The 3516-nt window shown below is 49.5% G+C and carries 6 protein-coding genes; 3 read left to right on the top strand and 3 right to left on the bottom strand.

The features are described 5' to 3' along the window. A partial coding sequence (locus B3P58_RS07225; protein WP_286716677.1) for a LysE/ArgO family amino acid transporter occupies positions 1-410 on the bottom strand: 410 nt, incomplete at its 3' end. A 100-nt stretch (positions 411-510) separates the two neighbouring features. Here B3P58_RS07225 and B3P58_RS07220 point away from each other — a divergent pair. Next, the gene (locus tag B3P58_RS07220; RefSeq protein WP_286716676.1) at positions 511-1398 is read left to right on the top strand and encodes a LysR family transcriptional regulator ArgP; all 888 of its coding nucleotides are present in this window, start codon (positions 511-513) and stop codon (positions 1396-1398) included. 26 nt (positions 1399-1424) lie between these two features. Here the strand turns inward: B3P58_RS07220 and B3P58_RS07215 are convergent, their stop codons facing one another. Next, on the bottom strand, positions 1425-1883 hold the full coding sequence (locus B3P58_RS07215) for a helix-turn-helix domain-containing protein (protein WP_286716675.1): 459 nt from the start codon (positions 1881-1883) through the stop codon (positions 1425-1427). Positions 1884-1949: 66 nt separating this feature from the next. Here B3P58_RS07215 and B3P58_RS07210 point away from each other — a divergent pair, with 66 nt between their 5' ends. Continuing rightward, complete coding sequence (locus tag B3P58_RS07210; RefSeq protein WP_286716674.1) at positions 1950-2249, top strand: hypothetical protein; 300 nt, start codon at positions 1950-1952, stop codon at positions 2247-2249. Beyond that, positions 2242-3054, top strand: a complete 813-nt coding sequence (locus tag B3P58_RS07205) for a sensor histidine kinase (protein WP_286716673.1) — start codon at positions 2242-2244, stop codon at positions 3052-3054. Before B3P58_RS07210 ends, B3P58_RS07205 begins: the two co-directional genes overlap by 8 nt. A gap of 47 nt (positions 3055-3101) precedes the next feature. On the opposite strand, the gene B3P58_RS07200 is transcribed toward B3P58_RS07205, so the two are convergent. Beyond that, on the bottom strand, positions 3102-3516 hold a 415-nt coding region (locus tag B3P58_RS07200), incomplete at its 5' end, for an EamA family transporter (RefSeq protein ID WP_286716672.1).

Below are 3516 nucleotides of genomic sequence, written 5' to 3'. Positions count from 1 at the left end.
GTATCCAGATAGACGTGCGGATTAATCAGCGAAATAAGCAGCGCCTGACCGGCGCTGCGCCAGTCACTTTCGGTACTGGCCGCTCCGGCGGCGACTAAGGCTCCGCCCTGATTTCCCCATGCCCGGATAAAAGCCTGCAGGGCCAGCCACAGCAAAAGGCCGACGGCAAACCAGGTAAATAATGGTACCAGTGCAGGTATCAGATCCTGCACGTAGTGCATAAAAAATACACCGGTAAAAATCAGTAACGTATCCAGACTGATACAGACGGCTGCGACCGCGCGCGGGTTTTCATTACGCAGGCATTTATTCAGTACCCAGGCATTCTGAGCGCCGATGGCAACAATTAAGCCCATGGTCACGGCAAAACCGGTAAGCATTGAAGTCAGGTAGATGGGTAGGTGTTCCACGATGGTTTCCCGAAAGCTTTTATAAAGTGATGGCGCGCACAATAAGCTTTTGCTTATTATCAGTCCAAGTAATAAATCTTATGAGATATAAGGTGCTCTTATGATGGATTATCGTGCTCTGGAAGCTCTGGTGGCCGTACTTGAATGCCGTGGTTTTGAGCGCGCAGCACAGCGGTTGAACGTCAGCCAGTCGGCGGTGAGTCAGCGTATCCGGCAGCTGGAATTCCGGCTGGGTCAGCCGGTATTGTTGCGCACCTCGCCACCAAGGCTGACCGATCTTGGCCAGCGCCTGACCAATCATCTGCAGCAGGTGCAGCAACTGGAGCAGGGACTGTTGCTGCCGCAGGAAAGCGCAGAATCGGTAAAAATCCGACTGGCGGTGAATGCCGATACGCTGGATACCTGGCTGGCAGCAGCATTATTGCGCTGCGATGATTATGTGCAGATGGATTTTGATTTTATTGTTGAGGATCAGGATGTCGGTCTTAAACGTATGCGTAACGGCGAGGTGATGGCCTGCATTTGTGCCACGGCGGCCCCGGTGAATGGCGGCCTGAGTCAACCGCTGGGGGTGATGCGTTATCGTGCACTGGCGAGTCCTGAGTTTATCCGCCGCCATCAGCTGAAGCGCAGCCAGAAAGCGATTGCACAGCTGCCCTGTCTGATTTTCAGCGGTGACGACCGTTTGCAGCATCGTTTCCTGCAGAGTGTTTCACCGGAGCAGGCCGAGCCGCAGCGTACACATCAGTGTCCGTCATCCGGTGGTTTTGTGCGTATGGCGCTGGCCGGAATAGGCTACGGTATGATTCCGCAGGTACAGGTGGCGGAGCATATTAAGTCGGGCGAATTACGCGATGTGGTGCCGGGCTATCATCTGGATGTGCCTCTGTACTGGCATTACTGGCAGACTGAAAGCTTATTGCTGAAAAGCTTACGCAGTGCAGTGGTGGCGGAGGCGAAAAAGATTTTGCTGCCAGCTGGAAAATAAGACGAGGTGTTCCCAATGGGTACACTTCAATCCATTTTTTTTAGCCTTAATATCTCTGCCTGTAATTTTTTAATCTGTTGCTGCATCTGCATTACTTGATGCTTTTCCTGAACTACCTGCAGAACGTTGGCTTGTTGCTCCGAAGTGAGTTCCCGGAATAACTTCAGTAGTTTCTGAATGCTGCTATCGGACGTGGTGGCATAGGTGTCACCGGATTCATTTATGAATGCGGGAGATGCTGAGGGGTGCTTATCTGTCCGTCCCCATATCAGCCAATCCAGAGACAGGTTTTTCTGAATAGCCAGATCTACGCATATTGCGTATGGTATATGATTGCGGGATTTCCATGAGCTTATCGTCTGTGCGCTGGTGTTCAGAGCCTTGGATAGTTCAGCATCAGAGCTTGCAGAGAATACACTTTTCAGACGAATCAGAATATCACTGGAACTTGGTGTATGCATTCTGTTTATTTCTTTGCTTGACATATTCATTTTGAGTATTAATTATACCTATACTAAAGAGCAGTCTATAGGAATGATGGCGTGCCAGCTATGACGGAACATAAGCGCACTTCTGGTAAAAGCAGAAAGCAGCGAATGGCATTCAGAGCCGTTCAGGCTGAGCTGGTGGCACGGGACAGTAGTTTTCGGCAATTCGCACTGGAGCATGGGTATGAGCCGCGCACGGTTACTCAGGTTTTAGCTCGTTGGGCCGGTAGGAATGATATGCCACGGGGAATCCTTAGTTTTCGCATACTCTTTGATCTGAGTGAAGCCATTGGCCGGGAAATCATTCCAGGAATTTCAAAAGAAATGGTAAATAAAAATACCAAGGATGGCCGACATGGATAATCAGCAGTTTTTCAGTTTCTTACAATCACGCATCAGTAATCAGGGGCAGACCCTTCTTTTTTCTCTGGCAGAGCAAAATAATATTCACCCGCAGAATATTTTGCAGCATTTATTTATTGCCAAAGAACCTGGAGCTGTCAGTGTCATTGAGTATCGGATGCTTTCAACGCTGGGACATGAATTACGGACACCTCTGAATGCTATTATTGGCCTGGGACAATTGTTACTTGACGAAACAATGACGATCTCGCAAAGAGATTCTATCGAGACCATTTTGCAGGCAGGCCAGCATATGCTGGCAATTACTAATCGGCTGCTTTCAGCATCTTCTGAAAAAGCAATGCCAGAGAATTTTATTTTGGCGTCTGAGTTGGAATTCTGCATAAAAATTCTGTTACCAACTGCTCAGGCTAAAGAGATTACGCTTGAAGTGCTGCCGGGAGATAACATTGTATTGCATCAGTTGCGGGAGAGCTTAAGACAGGTGCTGCTTAACTTGCTATCCAATGCAATAAAATATAACCGCATTGGTGGGAGTGTAACGATCAGTACTCAATTGTTTAAAGAGCAGGCCGTTATCCGAATTAAAGATAGTGGTTACGGAATATCGGATGCTGATATCGCGCGCCTCTTTAGACCCTTTGTACGGTTGGAGTCCACGGCGGAATTGGCGGAAGGGAAGGGCTTTGGCTTGAGTATTTCGCGGGAACTTCTGGTGCGAATGGGGGGTAGTATTGATGTGCAAAGCATTCCAGATTGCGGCAGTACCTTTATTGTGATGCTGCCATTGAACTTTGGCAGATGATTCGCTGCATAAATAACCCTTGTATTGTTATTTATGCAGCATGTTTTTTAACGCTGCAGTCGGCTGACACCAAACATCACCAGCGCCATACCGGCGGCGGTCAGCCAGCCGAAGGGTTCGCCAAGAAAAATAATCGCCATCAGCGTGGTGGCCACCGGGCCTATAGTACCGCTGACGCTGGTTTTCGCCGGGCCGATGCGTTTAATCGCTTCGCTGACTAAAAACGAAGGTAACACGGTGGCGAATATGGCCAGCACAATGGTGCCCAACCAGCGGGTGCTGTCCATTTCCGGCAGGCTGACGCCATAGCTGATGCCGTAATGCAGCATGGTGGCCAGCGCTGCCGATCCCATCGCAATACTGGTAAACAGCAGGCTGCCCATATTGCCGATGGCGTTTTTGCTGAACAGAATATACAGCGAGAACGACAGGGCGCTGGCGAGTATCAGCAATGTACCTTTG

The sequence above is a fragment of the Thalassolituus sp. UBA2009 genome (assembly GCF_002335285.1).
Classification (GTDB): Bacteria; Pseudomonadota; Gammaproteobacteria; order Pseudomonadales; family Oceanobacteraceae; genus Venatoribacter; species Venatoribacter alkanivorans.
The sequence above is the reverse complement of the archived record's forward strand: the minus strand, read 5'-3'. Positions and strand labels throughout refer to the sequence as shown.